This window comes from Enterobacter sp. Crenshaw (assembly GCF_024734705.1).
GTDB lineage: Bacteria > Pseudomonadota > Gammaproteobacteria > Enterobacterales > Enterobacteriaceae > Enterobacter > Enterobacter asburiae_B.
The window spans coordinates 258,398-274,118 of sequence record NZ_CP102932.1 but is presented as its reverse complement, the minus strand read 5'-3'; the positions used below and the strand labels follow the sequence as shown (position 1 = coordinate 274,118).

14 protein-coding genes are annotated in these 15,721 nt (G+C 56.2%); 6 read left to right on the top strand and 8 right to left on the bottom strand.

Annotated elements, in window-relative coordinates; translation table 11 throughout:
- Positions 1-19 precede the first annotated feature (19 nt).
- On the bottom strand, positions 20-1,129 hold the full coding sequence (gene malK / locus NWV12_RS01220; protein WP_023310005.1) for a maltose/maltodextrin ABC transporter ATP-binding protein MalK: 1,110 nt from the start codon (positions 1,127-1,129) through the stop codon (positions 20-22).
- A 370-nt stretch (positions 1,130-1,499) separates the two neighbouring features.
- Between malK and malE the strand changes: the two genes are divergently transcribed.
- The 3 genes from malE (at position 1,500) to malG (ending at position 5,265) form a co-directional block, all read left to right on the top strand.
- The gene (gene malE, locus NWV12_RS01215; RefSeq protein ID WP_039264157.1) at positions 1,500-2,690 is read left to right on the top strand and encodes a maltose/maltodextrin ABC transporter substrate-binding protein MalE; all 1,191 of its coding nucleotides are present in this window, start codon (positions 1,500-1,502) and stop codon (positions 2,688-2,690) included.
- Between the two features lie 125 nt (positions 2,691-2,815).
- Positions 2,816-4,360, top strand: a complete 1,545-nt coding sequence (gene malF / locus NWV12_RS01210) for a maltose ABC transporter permease MalF (RefSeq protein WP_101744421.1) — start codon at positions 2,816-2,818, stop codon at positions 4,358-4,360.
- Between the two features lie 14 nt (positions 4,361-4,374).
- Positions 4,375-5,265 (top strand): maltose ABC transporter permease MalG, encoded by an 891-nt coding sequence (gene malG / locus NWV12_RS01205; protein ID WP_023310002.1) that lies wholly within the window; start codon positions 4,375-4,377, stop codon positions 5,263-5,265.
- Between the two features lie 98 nt (positions 5,266-5,363).
- Here the strand turns inward: malG and psiE are convergent, their stop codons facing one another.
- The 6 genes from psiE to pgi all read right to left on the bottom strand — a co-directional run bounded on the left by psiE (position 5,364) and on the right by pgi (position 11,695).
- Positions 5,364-5,774, bottom strand: a complete 411-nt coding sequence (gene psiE, locus NWV12_RS01200; protein ID WP_021242727.1) for a phosphate-starvation-inducible protein PsiE — start codon at positions 5,772-5,774, stop codon at positions 5,364-5,366.
- Positions 5,775-5,903: 129 nt separating this feature from the next.
- Positions 5,904-8,000, bottom strand: coding sequence for a YjbH domain-containing protein (locus tag NWV12_RS01195; RefSeq protein ID WP_101744420.1), 2,097 nt, complete (start codon positions 7,998-8,000; stop codon positions 5,904-5,906).
- Positions 8,000-8,737 carry a capsule biosynthesis GfcC D2 domain-containing protein gene (locus tag NWV12_RS01190; RefSeq protein WP_048979401.1) on the bottom strand — a complete coding sequence of 246 codons (738 nt, stop codon included), beginning with the start codon at positions 8,735-8,737 and terminating at the stop codon, positions 8,000-8,002. Before NWV12_RS01190 ends, NWV12_RS01195 begins: the two co-directional genes overlap by 1 nt.
- Positions 8,734-9,372, bottom strand: a complete 639-nt coding sequence (locus tag NWV12_RS01185) for a YjbF family lipoprotein (RefSeq protein WP_047059420.1) — start codon at positions 9,370-9,372, stop codon at positions 8,734-8,736. Before NWV12_RS01185 ends, NWV12_RS01190 begins: the two co-directional genes overlap by 4 nt.
- 63 nt (positions 9,373-9,435) lie before the next feature.
- A complete protein-coding gene (gene yjbE, locus NWV12_RS01180; RefSeq protein WP_048979400.1) occupies positions 9,436-9,678 on the bottom strand; it encodes an exopolysaccharide production protein YjbE in 243 nt (80 codons plus the stop codon).
- A 367-nt stretch (positions 9,679-10,045) separates the two neighbouring features.
- Positions 10,046-11,695: a glucose-6-phosphate isomerase gene (pgi, locus tag NWV12_RS01175; RefSeq protein ID WP_048977787.1), complete on the bottom strand. Its 1,650-nt coding sequence runs from the start codon at positions 11,693-11,695 to the stop codon at positions 10,046-10,048.
- A 374-nt stretch (positions 11,696-12,069) separates the two neighbouring features.
- On the opposite strand from pgi, the gene lysC reads away from it, so the two are divergent.
- From lysC to NWV12_RS01160, 3 genes are all read left to right on the top strand, one after another.
- Positions 12,070-13,419 carry a lysine-sensitive aspartokinase 3 gene (gene lysC, locus NWV12_RS01170; protein ID WP_023309996.1) on the top strand — a complete coding sequence of 450 codons (1,350 nt, stop codon included), beginning with the start codon at positions 12,070-12,072 and terminating at the stop codon, positions 13,417-13,419.
- Positions 13,420-13,512: 93 nt separating this feature from the next.
- Complete coding sequence (gene panS, locus NWV12_RS01165; protein WP_048979398.1) at positions 13,513-14,457, top strand: ketopantoate/pantoate/pantothenate transporter PanS; 945 nt, start codon at positions 13,513-13,515, stop codon at positions 14,455-14,457.
- 50 nt (positions 14,458-14,507) lie between these two features.
- A complete protein-coding gene (locus NWV12_RS01160) occupies positions 14,508-14,780 on the top strand; it encodes a DUF3811 domain-containing protein (RefSeq protein WP_023309994.1) in 273 nt (90 codons plus the stop codon).
- Here the strand turns inward: NWV12_RS01160 and rluF are convergent, their stop codons facing one another.
- Positions 14,781-15,653: a 23S rRNA pseudouridine(2604) synthase RluF gene (gene rluF / locus NWV12_RS01155; RefSeq protein WP_033144377.1), complete on the bottom strand. Its 873-nt coding sequence runs from the start codon at positions 15,651-15,653 to the stop codon at positions 14,781-14,783.
- Positions 15,654-15,721: the final 68 nt, after the last annotated feature.

Below are 15,721 nucleotides of genomic sequence, written 5' to 3'. Positions count from 1 at the left end.
TGTCTTCTTTTGGGATTGCTTAAACGCCTGGCTCTTTGTGCAACCGACGACATGCAGTGCCATCCTCACGGAACAGATGGCAACGCTCTGGCGGCAAGCCGATAGCGAATGTGGCACCCTCTTCTACCAACACCACGTCGTTCTGGCGGTAGACCAGGTTCTGACGGATGGCGGGGATCTGGATATGAATCTGTGTTTCGTGACCAAGCTGTTCGACGACCTGAACGTCACCTTCCAGGGTCACATCAGCGATGTGGCTCGGCAGCAGGTGCTCAGGACGAATACCGAGGGACATGTTTGCCCCGACCTGTACGTTGGCGCTGTCGACCGGCAGCCAGACCTGCTGGCGGTTTGGCAGCTCCACCTGTACCTGTTCAATGGCTGTCGCGGTCACTTTGACGGGCAGGAAGTTCATCTTTGGCGAGCCAATAAAGCCCGCAACAAAGCGGTCTGCCGGATAGTGGTACAGCTCCAGCGGTTTACCCACCTGCGCCACGCGGCCGGCATCCAGCACCACGATTTTGTCGGCGAGGGTCATCGCTTCCACCTGATCGTGGGTGACGTAAATCATCGTGCGGCCAAGACGCTTGTGCAGACGGGAGATTTCAATACGCATCTGGACGCGCAGGGCGGCATCCAGGTTAGAAAGAGGTTCATCGAGCAGGAACACGCGCGGTTCGGCCACCAGCGTACGGCCAATCGCCACACGCTGACGCTGACCACCGGAAAGCGCTTTTGGTTTACGCTCCAGCAGGTGGGCCAGCTGTAACACTTCCGCCACCTGCGTCACGCGCTGGTTAATGACCTCTTTCTTCGCGCCGGCCAGCTTCAGGCCGAAGGACATATTTTCGGCAACGGAAAGGTGTGGATAGAGTGCATAAGACTGGAACACCATACCGACGCCACGTTCGGCAGGCGGGATGTCGTTCATTCGGGTATCACCAATCAGCAGGTCGCCGCTGGTAATCGTTTCAAGACCGGCAATCATACGCAGCAGAGTAGATTTACCGCAGCCTGATGGGCCAACAAACACCACGAATTCACCTTCGTTGATGTCCAGATTGATGTCTTTCGACACCACAACGTCACCCCAGGCTTTCGTTACATTACGCAGCTGTACGCTCGCCATGCCCTTCTCCCTTCGTTACAACCTGTCACCGACAGAAACATTCAAGATAAGTTCACTATGGGGTATCCATTACTTTCCCGAATCCTCCACCCCCCGCCTTTTTTATGGGGGAGGAGGCGGGAGGATGAGGGAGCAGGCTCTGCGACCGCCGTGGGCGGGCTGAGGCAAAATTCGTGAAGCCGCCTGCAAAATTCGGTGGGTTTTTATGTGCGCCAGCACTCATAACTTAAATTTATGCAACGGAGATCACACAAACGGGGGGTGGGGCGTAGGGGTTGGGAGGATGGAAAGAGGATGTCAAATAAGGAGACTGAGACACGTTGAACCACTGAAGTCATACCACGAGACATCACCAAAAAGGATGGCAGCTATGAATATCAAGACTGGCGCACGCGTTTTCGCATTGTCCGCCCTCGCAGCAATGATGATTTCCGCACCGGCGCTCGCCAAAATTGAAGAAGGCAAACTGGTTATCTGGATTAACGGCGACAAGGGCTATAACGGCCTGGCCGAAGTGGGCAAAAAATTCGAAAAAGATACCGGCATCAAAGTTACCGTAGAACACCCTGACAAGCTGGAAGAGAAGTTCCCGCAGGTTGCAGCAACCGGCGACGGCCCGGACATCATCTTCTGGGCGCATGACCGTTTCGGGGGTTACGCGCAGTCTGGCCTGCTGGCAGAAGTGACGCCAGATAAAGCCTTCCAGGACAAACTGTTCCCGTTCACCTGGGATGCCGTTCGCTATAACGGCAAGCTGATCGCTTACCCTATCGCCGTTGAAGCCCTGTCTCTGATTTACAACAAAGACCTGGTACCAAACCCACCGAAAACCTGGGAAGAGATCCCGAAACTGGATAAAGAGCTGAAGGCGAAAGGTAAATCCGCGCTGATGTTCAACCTGCAAGAGCCGTACTTCACCTGGCCGCTGATTGCTGCCGACGGCGGTTACGCGTTCAAGTTTGAAAACGGCAAATATGACGTGAAAGACGTGGGCGTGGACAACGCTGGCGCGAAAGCGGGCCTGACCTTCCTGGTTGATCTGATCAAGAACAAACACATGAACGCGGATACTGACTACTCCATCGCGGAAGCGGCGTTCAACAAAGGCGAAACCGCGATGACCATCAACGGTCCGTGGGCCTGGACCAACATCGACAAGAGCAAAGTCAACTACGGCGTGACGCTGCTGCCAACCTTCAAAGGCAAGCCGTCTAAACCGTTCGTTGGCGTGCTGAGCGCGGGCATCAACGCCGCCAGCCCGAACAAAGAGCTGGCGAAAGAGTTCCTGGAAAACTACCTGCTGACCGATCAGGGTCTGGATGAAGTGAACAAGGACAAACCGCTGGGCGCCGTCGCGCTGAAATCCTTCCAGGATCAGCTGGCGAAAGATCCACGTATCGCGGCCACCATGGATAACGCCCAGAAAGGCGAAATCATGCCGAACATCCCACAGATGGCTGCGTTCTGGTACGCCACGCGTACCGCGGTCATCAACGCTGCAAGCGGTCGTCAGACTGTCGATGCCGCGCTGAAAGATGCTCAGGGTCGTATTACTAAGTAATGACGTAGTCCCCTTTCCCTTTAGGAGAGGGTTAGGGTGAGGGTTGGCGCTATCCGCACGCCCTCACCCCGGCCCTCTCCCCCAGGAGAGGGAGAAAAGATCAAACGTTGTAGAGGAAAAACCCCATGGATGTCATTAAAAAGAAACGCTGGTGGCAAAGCGACGCGCTGAAGTGGTCAGCGATCGGTCTGCTGTGTCTGCTGGTGGGTTACCTTGTTGTTTTAATGTACGTACAAGGGGAATATCTGTTTGCCATCATGACGCTGATTTTAAGCTCTGCTGGCCTGTATATTTTCGCTAATCGTAAAGCCTATGCCTGGCGCTATGTCTACCCGGGCGTGGCCGGGATGGGGCTGTTTGTCCTGTTCCCGCTGATTTGTACCATCGCCATTGCGTTTACCAACTACAGCAGCACCAACCAGCTTGCGCAGGAACGCGCGCAGCAGGTCCTGCTGGATCGCTCATATCAGGCAGGCAAGACCTTTAACTTCGGCCTGTATCCTGCCGGGAACGATTGGAAGTTAGCGCTTACTGACGAAGCAAGCAGCAAATACTATGTCTCCGACGCGTTCAAATTTGGCGGCGAGCAGAAGCTCACCTTAAAAGAGGCACAGGCCCTGCCGGAAGGTGAACGCGCCAACCTGCGCGTCATTACCCAGAACCGTCAGGCGCTGACCCAGCTCACCGCCGTGCTGCCAGACGAAAGCAAGGTGACCATGAGCTCGCTGCGCCAGTTCTCCGGCACGCAGCAGCTGTATACCCTGGCGGACGACGGCACGCTGACCAACAACCAGAGCGGCGTGAAATATCGTCCGAATAACGACATTGGTTTCTATCAGTCCATTACTGCCGACGGCAAATGGGGTGATGACAAGCTCAGCCCGGGCTATACCGTCACCATCGGCTGGGACAACTTTACCCGCGTGTTTACCGACGAAGGCATTCAGAAACCGTTCTTCGCCATCTTCGTCTGGACGGTGGTCTTCTCGGTGCTGACGGTGATCCTGACCGTGGCCGTGGGCATGGTGCTGGCCTGTCTGGTCCAGTGGGAATCCCTGAAAGGCAAAGCGATTTACCGCGTGCTGCTGATCCTGCCGTATGCCGTACCGTCGTTTATCTCGATTCTGATTTTCAAAGGGCTGTTTAACCAGAGCTTCGGTGAAATCAACATGATGCTGAGCGCCCTGTTCGGCATCAAACCGGCCTGGTTCAGCGACCCGACCACCGCTCGCTCGATGATTATCATCGTAAACACCTGGCTCGGTTATCCGTACATGATGATCCTGTGCATGGGCCTGCTGAAGGCTATCCCGGACGATCTGTACGAAGCCTCGGCGATGGACGGCGCTGGCCCGTTCCAGAACTTCTTTAAAATTACGCTGCCGCTGCTCATTAAGCCGCTGACGCCGCTGATGATTGCCAGCTTCGCCTTTAACTTTAACAACTTCGTGCTGATTCAGCTGTTGACCAACGGCGGCCCGGACCGCCTTGGCACCACGACGCCAGCAGGCTATACCGACCTGCTCGTGAGCTACACCTACCGTATCGCCTTCGAAGGCGGCGGCGGCCAGGACTTCGGTCTGGCGGCAGCGATTGCCACCCTGATCTTCCTGCTGGTAGGCGCTCTGGCGATTGTGAACCTGAAAGCCACACGTATGAAATTTGATTAAGGAGGGCATCAATCATGGCAATGGTACAACCCAAATCTCAGAAGTTGCGCCTCCTGGCGACGCACTTAGGCCTGCTGATTTTCATAGCGGCGATCATGTTCCCGCTGCTGATGGTTATCGCCATCTCTCTGCGTTCGGGTAACTTCGCCACCGGGAGCCTGATCCCGGACGAAATCTCCTGGGAGCACTGGAAGCTCGCGCTGGGCTTCAGCGTGGAACACGCGGATGGCCGCGTCACGCCGCCGCCGTTCCCGGTCCTGCTGTGGCTGTGGAACTCGGTGAAAATCGCAGGCATTACCGCCATTGGTATCGTGGCGCTTTCCACTACCTGTGCTTATGCCTTCGCCCGCATGCGTTTCCCGGGCAAAGCGACGCTGCTGAAAGGGATGCTGATTTTCCAGATGTTCCCCGCCGTGCTGTCGCTGGTGGCGTTGTATGCCCTGTTTGACCGTCTGGGCCAGTACGTACCGTTTATCGGCCTGAACACCCACGGCGGCGTGATCTTCGCCTATCTTGGCGGTATCGCACTGCATGTATGGACCATTAAAGGCTATTTCGAAACCATCGACGGCTCGCTGGAAGAAGCGGCCGCGCTGGATGGCGCAACCCCGTGGCAGGCGTTCCGCCTGGTGCTGCTACCGCTGTCGGTGCCGATTCTGGCGGTAGTGTTTATCCTGTCGTTTATCGCTGCGATCACCGAAGTACCGGTTGCCTCACTGTTACTGCGTGATGTGAACAGCTACACCCTGGCCGTAGGTATGCAGCAATACCTCAACCCGCAAAACTACCTGTGGGGCGACTTTGCCGCGGCGGCCGTACTTTCCGCCATCCCGATTACCGTGGTGTTCCTGCTGGCGCAGCGCTGGCTGGTCAACGGCCTGACGGCGGGCGGTGTGAAAGGTTAAGTTTCATTTTGTTATGCCACTGCAACCCTCAACTTTAGACGTATTGTATTGACCCAACTTGTGACTGTTGTTAGGCGCTCTTCGGAGCGCCATTTTTTTTATTCGCGTTTCAGCCGCTTCGAGTTGCACAGCCAGAGGGTGATCACCAGCAGCAGGATCGCCGCCGAGTAGATCAGCACGTCGAGCGGGGATTTATGATCGACGATGATCAGCCGCACTATCGCAGTGATCCCAATGTAGACAAAATAACGCAGCGGAAAGTGAAAGCCGGACTGAAAGTACTTCACAATCAGGGCGATAAATTCAAAGTAGAGAAAGTAGACCACCAGGCCTTCCACCAGCGCATATTTGCTGGTTTGTTCAGGGGCGAACAGTACATCCGCAAGATGCACCGTCTCTTTACCCAAAAAGACGACCAGTATCAGGCCAAGGCTCAACAGACCGAGGTTCAGCACGGTCTGGAGGACTGTTGAGATAAACTCAACGCGCGGGCGAGTCAGGGATGTCATACAGCACCTCATTCTCCAGGGCGAGGTTCCTGTATAACGCAAAAATGTGACGGGGATCTATATTTTTTGTTTATGTTTGACGCAATGGAGAGGATTCCCCTCTCCCCTTAGGGGAGAGGGTGAGGGGCATCAGCGGAAGTTAATGTTCTTATCGCTCGTCATGTCATACAGCTGGAACTTACGTCCAAGCTGCTGACCCCCGTCACGCGTCAGCGGCGTCCAGCCCACTGCCGCACGGCTGCGGGTTGGGCCTGACGAGAACAGATCCAGCGGAATCGACACGTAGACCCCTTTGGTGAAGTCCCCTTCCCCGTATTCGTCCGGCGAGACGTTGGTGATGGTGGCGTAGCCGCCCACCACGACGCCACTGTCGAAGTGTTTAGAGATATCCAGCGTGCCGCCCTTATCGCCCGCCAGGTACTGGCCGACGCTGGCTTTCACCAGCACGTCAGGGGCGAACGACGGCGTCCAGTAGGCGGTCAGATGGCCCGTTTTGACGCTGTAGTCGGTGAACTTCATCATGTCCTGCGCGCTGCGCCAGTCACGCTGTTTGACGTAGTTGGCATCCACCCCGAACGCCCAGTTGCTGTCGATAGGACGATAAAGCACTTCCGCCCCCGCGCCGCCGTACATGGTTTCCAGATACCCGCCGTACACCTGGCCGTAGAAGCCGTTTCCGAAGTACTGGAAGTAGTTGGCCTGCAGGTTATTCACGTAGGCATCGTTTTGTACGTACTCACGCACGCGGGTACGCACGCGCGGCAGCGCCGAGTCTTTTGGCGGGTTGGTGTAGTTGAACTTGTCGTAGTTATTGGCGATGTTGCCGAACAGGCTGCCGGTGGTCAGCAGGTGGTCGGTGAGCCACAGATCCGCCGTCGCCATGACGCCCAACTGATACATGTAGAAGTTTTCAGGCCCGCCGACGGACTGGTTCAGCACCGGATCGATATGGAAATCGAAGCGCGATTTGTCGATATACCAGCCCTGCTCGGTGGTTTCCGGCACGATCGGCTCTACGCGTTTTTGCACCAGCTCGGTTTCATGCCCGAGCGGCTCACCTTCCAGATGGCGCTTGAGGCTGGCAACGTCCGTTTCGGTTGTGACCTGCGGCAGGTTGAGACGGTTCTCCGTCACGCGGATCGTGCGGATCCCTTCCGGCAGATCGTTCATAACGATCCGGTTAGCGCGTTCGATCCCTTCGCGCGAGTCGCGGTATTTCACCTGCTCGCCGGTCACGTACAGCGTATCGCCTTTCACCTGAATTTTCGGATCCGCCAGGCCGGCATTGTATTTCAGCAGCGTCAGCTGGTTTGCCACCACGGAGTGCTGCAGAATCGCATCCTGCGGCTCCGGCTGGTATGCAGGGCGCGCGTTATCATTGTAGTGCGGCCGCATGTCGTTAAAGTTGGTGCGCAGCGTGAAGCCAAACATCACCGTATTGCCGCGCTCGTAGCTGAGGTTAACGTCGGCCCAGTCGGTGACGCGATAAATGGCGCCGACGTTAAACTTGCTCTTCTGCTCAATCTTTCCGGCGAAGTCCTGCGAGTAGTCATTCCCCTCATATTCCAGCTTCAGGCGTAATGGCTGCCAGGGCGTTTGATACTCCACGCCGCCAAACAGCGACGCCGGACCGTGGAACATCTGGTCTCCGTTGATGGAGCCCGCTTTCTTATAGCTGTTATCGCGGTAGCAGTATTTGTCGCTGTAGGAGCAAAACGGGTTTTTCACGTTACCGCTGGTGCCGAGATAGCCCCATCCCAGGCCGAGCGAGAAGTCGAACGGCCCCCAGGCTTTACTGGCTACGATGTATTCCGCATCAAACAGACCGGTACCACCGATATCTTTGGCGCCCACGGACATCTGCGGCATCCAGTAACTCTCTTCCCACAGGCGCAGCTTGACGTCGAAGGCTTTATCTTTGTAAGTCTGATCGCCGGAGAACGCCTCTACTCTGCTGTATTGTTTCGTACGCACGTCGGTATAGCGCAGCGTAGTTTCAAGCCACGGGAACAGCTGCACCGACGCCGAGTAATAGCGATACTGGTCGTTATCACGGTAGTTAAGGCTAATTTCGCCTTCGCGCGCCATACGCGCGGTGGGCGTTTGCAGTAAACCGACGCCGCCGAAGTCTGACTGAGACGGGCCAATGGGTGCCGGATACGTTTCTGCATGGCAGGCGGCACTCACGCAGAGCGCCAGCATGCTGTAGAGATAGGTTCTTTTCATTATTCCGGTATCCGCTGAATCAGGGAGTGAAGGATATCGGCGTTAAGCCCGTCATACGCCTTCGTCCAGAAATGGTCGGCAAAACCGACAAAAATGATGCTGCCCGGCATAGGTTCGATATGCCGTTTATTCCAGTAAGCGACGGGGGCTTTTTGTGTGTGCCCGTCTGGGTAAACCACCCAGGCGTAGCTGTTATCGGCACCGCTCAGCAGGCTCTGCTCGTCGAGGTAGCTCGCCACGTCACGACCGGGCGTAAAGGGCTTTTTACCCGGGCTGCTGATAAGCCCCACTACGGTCACCGTCGTCGGCTTCTCCGGCAGCCAGAGCGTATACTCCCCTTCAAGCGTGGGATTGCCCTTTTCCGTGACGCGCACTTCGTCGGGATCAAGGTTCACGTTCTGACGGCCCGTCACCTTCAGCGCCTGCAGCTGCTGGCGAACGCTGTTAATCGCCGCCGCGTCGTCGCCATCTTCCTGCTCCGCTAACCCCGTCAGCCTGGCAAGGAGCGCCTTGTGCTGTTGTTCCGCTTCAGCGGTCTTCTGCCGCTCAGCGATCGCTGCCCCCGGCCACCAGCTGTTGGCGAGCCTTGGCTGTCCGACGAGATCGAGCAGATGCTCAGCGTGGGTTAAGGTTTTGGGTTTTTCACTGTCCGGCGTGTAGACCTTCACCGTCCCTGCGGACCATGCCAGCGGCGCGGCAAGGCTGGCGAGAAGCGCAACGTGGATGAGCGTTTTCATGATTTCGCCGCCTTGATCAGGGTGGTTTTCACCGGGAAGAATCCGGCACCGAGATACTGCAGGGACTGGCGGATCTGCCCTTCCTCGTCGATCCAGAAGCGGTTGTGCCAGGTGGCCTGGTCGGTAGTGACTTCTTCATCCAGCACGCGAACCTGCGTTTCGTCGCTGCCGACTTTCACGCTGTCCGTGCCGTCCCAGCGGAAGGTCGAGCGAGCCGTGGCGTAACGCACCTGCTTATGTTCGGTCCAGCCCATCGTGCGCGTCCAGCTTGCGCCGTCGGCGATCTGGTTCGGCTTGATCAGCGGATCGGCAGCGATGTTATTCACCTCCAGCAGGTTGTCGCCGCCCAACAGGGTTTTCACGATACGACCATGCTGCGTCACGATGGTGGCCTGATCCTGCGTCACCCATTTCTGCTGCCCGTTTTCATCGAAAGCGAGCACCACAAACAGCTGCGGGCCATCGTTTAGCTGCATGTACTGACTGGCATAGGGCATGTTTTGAAGTTCGTCATCGGTCAAATGCACGCCCGGTGTGCCGAACATGCTTTCCCACAGTGAGTTTCCCAGCCCTTTGGTGGTGGCCGAGCACGCCTGCAGCAGCAGGCAAATCAGAATGATTGCAGGTCGCTTCACGACTCTTCTCCGAAGGGGCGAAATAACCACACCGAAGTGTGGTTATGATTAAAACACCCGCTATTACTGGGTGCTGGTTGTCGTGGTGGTCGTGGTTCCGGTATTGGAGCCATCACCGCCACCGGTTGCCGCCAGCGCGACACCCACGGCTGAACTTACGGTGCTGGCGCTGGCTGAGGTAGAACTTCCCGCAGACGCAGACGTCGCTGCCGAACCTGCCGCTTCCCCGACCTGAACCGGAGCTGCATAGACAGATGTCGCCGCAAGCGCAGATATGGCAAAAATGCCATACAGTACTTTCTTCATAACAATTTCCCTTCAATGAATGAATGGAGATTTGCCCGAAAAGAATTTCAGGCGGAATCGAGTATACACAACTACTGCCGTGGGTTTGCCGTAAGGGGAAATAGGGATGGAGTTTTCGGACTAATGGTTAAAATGGAAATGAAAGACAAATAACATAAATATATAATTTTTATAAATCAACGACTTATAATATAACCATATTAATGAACCACTACGTATTTTCTTAAAATAAACCGCAGCAATTAACGGGTTAAGCGTCTTTTTCGGATTAAACTCAGATTCAGAATTTGAGTTAACTAACAGACATCAGGAATTATCCGATAAAAAAATGCCGGCATTAAGCCGGCACGTTTTCATGACGCTTTAATTACGCACGCCAGGCTTTATAACGGTTGATCAAACCATTTGTCGAGCTGTCATGGCTGGCAATCGCTTTATCGTCACCCAGCTCTGGCAGAATACGGTTTGCCAGCTGTTTGCCCAGCTCAACGCCCCACTGGTCAAAGGTGAAGATGTTCAGGATGGCGCCCTGCGTGAAGATCTTGTGCTCGTACAGGGCAATCAGCGCGCCCAGGCTGAACGGCGTAATTTCGCGCAGCAGGATGGAGTTGGTTGGGCGGTTGCCTTCGAACACTTTGAACGGCACCACGTGGTCCAGGGTTGCCGGATCTTTACCCTGGTCACGGTATTCCTGCTCAACCACTTCGCGGGATTTACCGAACGCCAGCGCTTCGGTCTGCGCAAAGAAGTTGGACAGCAGCTTCGGATGGTGGTCGGACAGCGGGTTATGGGTGATAGCCGGGGCGATGAAATCGCACGGTACCATTTTGGTGCCCTGGTGGATCAGCTGGTAGAAGGCATGCTGGCCGTTGGTGCCCGGCTCGCCCCAGATGATTGGGCCAGTCTGGTAATCCACCGCGTTGCCGTTACGGTCAACGTACTTACCGTTGGATTCCATGTTGCCCTGCTGGAAGTAAGCAGCAAAGCGGTGCATGTACTGGTCGTACGGCAGGATCGCTTCGGTTTCAGCGCCGAAGAAGTTGTTGTACCAGATACCGATCAGCGCCAGCAGCACCGGCAGGTTTTTCTCTGGTGCGGTGGTGGAGAAGTGTTTGTCCATCGCGTGCGCGCCGGAGAGCAGCTCGACGAAGTTGTCGAAGCCCACGGACAGGATGATGGACAGACCGATCGCAGACCACAGGGAGTAGCGGCCGCCAACCCAGTCCCAGAACTCGAACATGTTCGCGGTATCAATGCCGAACTCGCTGACCGCTTTGCCGTTGGTAGACAGCGCCGCGAAGTGTTTCGCCACGTGCTTGTTGTCGCCCGCGGTTTTCAGGAACCAGTCGCGCGCGCTGTGGGCGTTGGTCATGGTTTCCTGAGTGGTGAAGGTTTTGGACGCAACCAGGAACAGGGTGGTTTCCGGGTTCACGTTCTTCAGCACTTCGGCGATGTGGGTACCATCGACGTTAGACACAAAGTGCATATTGAGGTGGTTTTTATACGGGCGCAGCGCTTCGGTCACCATGAACGGGCCGAGGTCAGAACCGCCGATACCGATGTTAACCACGTCGGTGATCGCTTTGCCGGTGTAGCCTTTCCAGCTACCGGAGATGATCGCTTCGGAGAAGGTTTTCATCTTTTCCAGCACCGCGTTCACTTCCGGCATGACGTCTTTGCCGTCAACGATGATTGGCGTATTGCTACGGTTACGCAGGGCCACGTGCAGCACGGCACGGTCTTCGGTACGGTTGATCTTCTCGCCGGAGAACATGGATTTGATGGCGTCGGCAAGCTCGGTCTCTTTCGCCAGATCCTGCAGTTTTGCCAGCGTTTCTTCGGTAATGCGGTTTTTGGAGAAATCCACCAGCATCAGGTCGTCGAAGGTCGCGGAGAACTTAGAGAAACGATCGGCATCTTTCGCGAACAGATCCGCGATGGTGACGTCTTTCATTTCATCAAAATGTTTCTGGAGTGCCTGCCAGGCAGCGGTCTGCGTTGGGTTGATGTTTTTCATTAGCAATACTCTTCTGATTTGAGAATTGTGACTGCGGTCGATTGTAGCGCCTGCAAATAAAAATTGTGATGGTTTTTATGCCATTGCCCTGGCCTGCATCAAACACAGGTGAAAAGACCCGAAAAGTATAGCTGCTGAAGCGCCCTCCCGGGGCGGCGAAATGTCGGTCAAAAAGCCCTAAAACGGAGCATAAAATCTGGCGCTGTTATAAGTCCTGTTTCTCAGGGGTACCCCCCCATAAAAAATCCGCATAATCCCAGCATTGACAGGACCTCCCCCGCATTTTATTTATAGGGCCGTATTTTGCGCCTGCACCTGTTTTCGTTTCACTCTTGTGCCAAGGTCGCTTATTCATTCCCTGACACGAGGTTGTTATGACGAGTTTTGTGGTCGCCAAATTTGGCGGCACCAGTGTGGCCGATTACGATGCCATGAACCGCAGCGCCGATGTGGTGCTGGCCGATCCGAATACCCGCCTGGTGGTGCTCTCAGCATCCGCCGGCGTGACGAACCTGCTGGTTTCTCTGTCTGAAGGACTGGAAGCGACAGAACGTTTCGTGAAGCTGGATGCACTGCGCAAAATTCAGTTCGACATTCTTGAGCGTCTGCAGAACCCGAACGTCATCCGCGAGGAAGTGGAACGTCTGCTGGAAAATATCACCACTCTGGCAGAAGCGGCGTCTCTGGCTACCTCCACCGCCCTGACCGACGAGCTGGTCAGCCACGGTGAGCTGATGTCCACCCTGCTGTTTGTGGAAATCATGCGCGAGCGTAACGTTCAGGCGCAGTGGTTTGACGTGCGTAAAGTGATGCGTACCAGCGATCGCTTTGGTCGCGCCGAGCCGGACGTTGAGGCGCTGGCGGAGCTGACCAATCAGCAGCTGGCACCACGCCTGGCAGACGGTATTGTGATCACCCAGGGCTTTATCGGCAGTGAAGCAAAAGGCCGCACCACCACGCTTGGCCGCGGCGGCAGCGACTACACCGCCGCGCTGCTGGGCGAAGCCCTGCATGCAACGCGCGTGGATATCTGGACGGACGTTCCGGGCATTTACACTACCGACCCGCGCGTCGTTTCTGCGGCTAAACGTATTGATGTGATCGCCTTTGAAGAAGCGGCTGAAATGGCCACCTTCGGTGCGAAAGTGCTGCACCCGGCAACGCTGCTGCCGGCAGTGCGCAGCGATATTCCGGTCTTCGTCGGCTCCAGCAAAGATCCGAAAGCGGGCGGGACGCTGGTCTGCAAGAAAACGGAAAACCCACCTCTGTTCCGCGCCCTGGCCCTGCGCCGTCGCCAGACGCTGGTGACGCTCCACAGCCACAATATGCTGCATTCACGCGGTTTCCTGGCGGAAGTGTTTGGCATTCTGGCGCGCCACAATATCTCGGTGGATCTGATCACCACCTCTGAAGTGAGCATTGCGCTAACGCTGGACACCACCGGCTCGACCTCCACCGGCGACACGCTGCTGACGCAGTCGCTGCTGATTGAGCTGTCTGAGCTGTGCCGCGTGGAAGTAGAAGAAGACCTGGCGCTGGTTGCCATCATCGGCAACAAGCTGTCGCGCGCCTGCGGCGTGGGTAAAGAGGTGTTCGGCGTGCTCGACCCGTTCAGCATCCGCATGATCTGCTACGGCGCATCCAGCTACAACCTCTGCTTCCTGGTGCCTGCCGATCAGGCCGAGCAGGTCGTGCAGAAACTTCATCAGAATTTGTTTGAATAAAATTCATTAGCACGATAAACAATACCTATAAGCCGGGCACAGACCCGGCTTTTTCATAACTAAACAACACGACAATACTGCAAGGAATTCACTATGTTATCCGTCATCACACGGTTGTTCCCGTTATGGGCGCTGCTGCTCTCCGTACTCGCGTATTACACCCCCGCCACGTTCACGGGCATTGGTCCGTGGGTCGCCACGCTGCTGATGCTGATCATGTTCGGTATGGGCGTGCATCTGAAAGTCGACGACTTTAAACGCGTGCTGTCTCGCCCTGCGCCCGTCGCGGCAGGGATCTTCCTGCACTACCTGGTGATGCCGCTTGCGGCGTGGCTGCTGGCGATGGCCTTTAAGATGCCGCCCGATCTCTCCGCCGGGATGGTGCTGGTGGGCAGCGTGGCCAGCGGCACGGCCTCCAACGTCATGATCTACCTGGCAAAAGGCGACGTGGCGCTCTCCGTCACCATCTCCTCCGTTTCAACGCTGGTTGGCGTCGTTGCCACGCCGCTGTTAACCCGCCTGTACGTGGACGCGCATATTCAGGTGGACGTGATGGGCATGCTGCTCAGCATTCTGCAGATTGTGGTGATCCCGATTGCGCTGGGGCTGGTCATTCACCATCTTTTCCCGCGCGTGGTGAAGGCCGTTGAGCCGTACCTGCCCGCGTTTTCGATGGTCTGCATTCTGGCAATCATCAGCGCCGTGGTGGCGGGTTCCGCATCGCACATTGCCTCCGTGGGCTTTGTGGTGATCATCGCCGTGGTGCTGCATAACACTATTGGCCTGCTGGGCGGCTACTGGGGCGGGAAGCTGTTCGGTTTTGACGAATCGACCTGCCGCACGCTGGCAATCGAGGTAGGCATGCAGAACTCCGGCCTGGCGGCGGCGCTCGGTAAAATTTACTTCTCCCCGCTGGCGGCCCTGCCTGGCGCGCTGTTCTCCGTCTGGCATAACCTCTCCGGCTCGCTGCTGGCGGGCTACTGGTCCGGCAAACCGATTGATGAACAAACGAAAAAAGATGCGGTGAAGCAGGGTTAATTTACGCGGCTTGCTTTACACTGAAGCCTCTCTATCAGGAGGCTTCAGCAATGGCTACACCACGTTTGACCCAGAAAGACATGACGGAAGCCGAGCAGCGCGAACTGAAAACGCTTCTCGACCGTGCCCGTATCGCACATGGCCGCACGCTGACGAACGCCGAAACCAATCAGGTGAAAAAAGAGTACATCGATAAGCTGATGGCGCAGCGTGACGCCGCGGCGAAAAAAGCCCGCAAGCTTAAAAAAGAGCAGGCTTATAAACCCGATGCAGAGGCGACCTTTTCCTGGTCCGCCACAACGTCTACCCGTGGAAGGCGCTAATCAGCGCCCTTTCTTTTTGCGCCCCGGCTGGGTAAAGCGTTTTCCATTACCCGGCTTGCCTCGCCCCTTATCTTCCGCCTGAGGCGCCTTCACCACCGGGCGCTTAATCGCCTGGGTTTTCGGTTTGGCTTTGGCCTTCGGCTTCGCTTCGGACGAGGAGTTCTCGATAAGCTTGAAGAGCTCAATCAGCTCGTCATCCGTTAAATCGCGCCACTCGCCCAGCGGGATACCGGACAGGCTGACGTTCATGATGCGCGTGCGTTCCAGCTTCGTCACTTCATAACCGAAGTGCTCGCACATACGGCGGATCTGGCGGTTTAAGCCCTGCACCAGCGTAATGCGGAACGCGAACGGCGCTTCTTTCTTCACCTTACACTTTTTCGTGACGGTACCGAGGATCGGCACGCCCGCGCCCATGCCGCGAATAAATTCGTCCGTCACTGGCTTGTTCACCGTAACGACATACTCTTTCTCGTGGTCATTACCGGCACGCAGAATTTTGTTGACCAGATCGCCGTGGTTGGTGAGAAAAATCAGCCCCTGAGAGTCTTTATCCAGACGGCCAATCGGGAAGATACGGCTGCTGTGGTTCACGAAATCAACGATGTTGTCCCGCTCACCGTCTTCCGTGGTGCTGACAATCCCAACCGGTTTGTTCAACGCGATAAACACCAGGTCTTCAGCATCACGCGGTTCGATGACCTGACCATTCACTTTAACCACATCGCCAGGGACCACCTGGTCGCCGATGGTGGCGCGTTTGCCGTTAAGAAACACGTTACCTTGTTCAATGTAACGGTCAGCCTCGCGACGTGAGCAGATCCCGCTCTCGCTAATGTATTTGTTTAATCGGGTTGATTGAGTTGGCAGCATAGTTTCTCCTGTGAAGGGCGAAATATACCTTAGGTATGGGCTGGAAAAAAAGATTAGCCGACGGTTAC

What these genes read in the sequence shown, in the direction of transcription:
- malK (WP_023310005.1), bottom strand. Translation starts at nt 1,129, where the DNA reads ATGGCGAGCGTACAGCTGCGTAATGTAACGAAAGCCTGGGGTGACGTT.
- malE (WP_039264157.1), top strand. Translation starts at nt 1,500, where the DNA reads ATGAATATCAAGACTGGCGCACGCGTTTTCGCATTGTCCGCCCTCGCA.
- malF (WP_101744421.1), top strand. Translation starts at nt 2,816, where the DNA reads ATGGATGTCATTAAAAAGAAACGCTGGTGGCAAAGCGACGCGCTGAAG.
- malG (WP_023310002.1), top strand. Translation starts at nt 4,375, where the DNA reads ATGGCAATGGTACAACCCAAATCTCAGAAGTTGCGCCTCCTGGCGACG.
- psiE (WP_021242727.1), bottom strand. Translation starts at nt 5,774, where the DNA reads ATGACATCCCTGACTCGCCCGCGCGTTGAGTTTATCTCAACAGTCCTC.
- NWV12_RS01195 (WP_101744420.1), bottom strand. Translation starts at nt 8,000, where the DNA reads ATGAAAAGAACCTATCTCTACAGCATGCTGGCGCTCTGCGTGAGTGCC.
- NWV12_RS01190 (WP_048979401.1), bottom strand. Translation starts at nt 8,737, where the DNA reads ATGAAAACGCTCATCCACGTTGCGCTTCTCGCCAGCCTTGCCGCGCCG.
- yjbE (WP_048979400.1), bottom strand. Translation starts at nt 9,678, where the DNA reads ATGAAGAAAGTACTGTATGGCATTTTTGCCATATCTGCGCTTGCGGCG.
- pgi (WP_048977787.1), bottom strand. Translation starts at nt 11,695, where the DNA reads ATGAAAAACATCAACCCAACGCAGACCGCTGCCTGGCAGGCACTCCAG.
- lysC (WP_023309996.1), top strand. Translation starts at nt 12,070, where the DNA reads ATGACGAGTTTTGTGGTCGCCAAATTTGGCGGCACCAGTGTGGCCGAT.
- panS (WP_048979398.1), top strand. Translation starts at nt 13,513, where the DNA reads ATGTTATCCGTCATCACACGGTTGTTCCCGTTATGGGCGCTGCTGCTC.
- NWV12_RS01160 (WP_023309994.1), top strand. Translation starts at nt 14,508, where the DNA reads ATGGCTACACCACGTTTGACCCAGAAAGACATGACGGAAGCCGAGCAG.
- rluF (WP_033144377.1), bottom strand. Translation starts at nt 15,653, where the DNA reads ATGCTGCCAACTCAATCAACCCGATTAAACAAATACATTAGCGAGAGC.